Annotated in this window: 2 protein-coding genes; both read right to left on the bottom strand. The window is 52.2% G+C overall.

Annotated features, from left to right (window positions below; all coding sequences use genetic code 11):
* Positions 1-144: 144 nt before the first annotated feature.
* On the bottom strand, positions 145-2025 hold the full coding sequence (locus RUM_RS11855; RefSeq protein WP_015557430.1) for a cellulase family glycosylhydrolase: 1881 nt from the start codon (positions 2023-2025) through the stop codon (positions 145-147).
* Between the two features lie 122 nt (positions 2026-2147).
* A partial coding sequence (locus RUM_RS12970; protein ID WP_207634945.1) for a hypothetical protein occupies positions 2148-2345 on the bottom strand: 198 nt, incomplete at its 5' end.

Below are 2345 nucleotides of genomic sequence, written 5' to 3'. Positions count from 1 at the left end.
CTTGTACTGCGTGGGTGGAGCACGCAGACTATAAGAAAACGCAAACGGTCACTCAAAAAACAGAGCATCCAGACCCACCCGGAAAACACGATCACAAAAAAACAGCACCACGCAATACTGCATGGTGCTGTTTGTAGCATGTAATCAGACGGTTTCTACCAGATGCGCCAGGAAACGTGCAAGCACGGTGATATCACTGGAATCTACAATGGCATCGCCGTTCACGTCTGCATTGGCAACCTGCGCTGCGGTCATAGCCGGAGCCAGGGTGTCATCCTGTGCCACATAGCGGCAGAGCCGTACTACGTCAGCGATGGTAACCTCGCCATCGTCGTTTACGTCACCCTTTACGCCGACAGGCTCCACTGTGGTGGTGGTAGTCGTTGTGGTCGTGGTGGTGGTTTCCGTAGTGGTTGTAGTGGTGGTCGTTGTGGTTTCAATCGGCTGATCCGGGTAGAAGAAGTTGTCGAAAATAACCGTTACATTCTTGATGTTCAGTGCCGGTTCATCGCCGGTTACGCCGGACCATGTCCACCAGTTCTCCACCTTCAGATAATCCATCTCAAAGGTACCGGTCTTGGTGATTGCGTTGCCTTCGTCATCCTTGTCGCCGGTGGGGAATGTGTTCTCGCCAACGGGAATCTCAAAGGTAGTCAGGGTCTTGTCGATGCCCACTGCATTGTCTATAAAGGTCCAGCAGTGACGGGTCTTTTCGTCGTCGTTGCCGGATTCGGTAAAGTTAAAGCTCAGAACAACGTCGCCGCTGACCTGCTTGGAGTTCTTGGTGGAGGTCAGCTCATATTCTACCACAACGCTGCTTGCGGTCAGACCCATTTCACCATAGGGCTTCATGTCGATGGAGTAGCCCTTTTCCTCCGCTGTCATTTCATCCACAGTCAGGGAGATCCGGTCGGTCTTGGTGCCGGGATCCTCTGTGCCGCCGCTGATTACATCAGCAAAAATCTGCTTGATCTCGTCATCGTACCAGCTGAGGGTGGTACGGTCAAAATACTTCATGGTGCCGGCGTTGGAATCATCCCACAGAACCGCACACATACCGTTCTTGCCGTAGGAGTAGGATGCAACCTCCTTGAGGAACTTCTTGATGGAAGCGTCATCTTTGCCCTCGTCGGTCACAACGCCGTACTCGCCGATGATCACCGGGATGCCCTTGTCGATGAACTTATCCTCCAGCTTATCCAGGTTGGCCTCCAGCAGGGTATAATCCGCATTGGTGCCCCAGGTGGAGGTGTAGCCCCAGGTGGAGTCAGTCTCTGCCACGCAGAAGGTGGTAGGCTCATAGTAATGCACGGAAACAGCCACCATGTTGGCGGAATCTTTGGGTGCGGAGAAGTCGCTGGACAGGCACTTATCCGTATTGTTGTTGGATGCAGGCACCAGAAGCAGACGCTTTGCGTTATTGCCGCCGGTTGCACGGACTGTATCCACAAACGCCTGGTTCAGCTTCATGATCTGCGCATTGGTGATCTCGATCTCGTTCATATCCTCAAAGACCAGCTTCTCGTCATAGTCCTTGAAGTAGGTAGCGATCTTCTTCCACAGGTCGGTAAACTTGCTCTGTGCGGAAGCATTGAGCCAGCTTGCCTCGTTGTGGGTGTTGATGATGCAGTACAGACCGTTATCCAGACAGTAATCCACAACGGTCTGAACCCGGGCAAGATATGCGTCCATATCCACCTTGCCCTCCATTGCCTGGTACCAGGTCACAGGGATCCGGACGGTCTTGAAGCCAGCCTTCTTGATCTCCTTGATCATGGCTTCGGTGGTAAGGGGATTGCCCCAGGCAGTTTCGATCTGCTCCGGCGTGAGGGTACCGGAGTCCCAGGTGTTGGAGCCGCTGAGGGAATTACCCAGGTTCCAGCCAAGACCCATGTCCTCCACCATATCGATGGCGGTGGTGTTTGCAGCAGACACGTTGACAAAGCTGCCTGCAAATGTACTTGTCAGAGACATGCACAGAGCGGCAGCGGTCACAGTGCTGAGCAGCTTTTTTGTCAGCTTCATGTGATTCTACTCCCTTTCTTTTACATGACCGGATACGATGAGAAGACGCAGCCTTAACGCCTTTTCCCGGAGGGAAAATTGAGAGAGACGTATACGCACAGTCATGTCATGATACCTTAACTTTACCATACACATGCGGCAAAGTCAATATGTTTGATTCGTTTTTCACCATAGCGCATGCCAATCTTTTCACCTGTTTTTTGGTGATAATGCACAAAATGTAAGAACGTTTGTTCTTGTAATGGGTTGTGGGTGGATGGGTTTGATCTTTGTGACCGCCTGCTTGCGGTTTGTCTTTGATGCTCTGCGTGCTTGGCACA

Origin of the sequence: Ruminococcus champanellensis 18P13 = JCM 17042 (genome assembly GCF_000210095.1) — a bacterium.
Classification (GTDB): Bacteria; Bacillota; Clostridia; order Oscillospirales; family Ruminococcaceae; genus Ruminococcus_F; species Ruminococcus_F champanellensis.
This window is presented reverse-complemented; position numbering and strand designations above follow the sequence as displayed.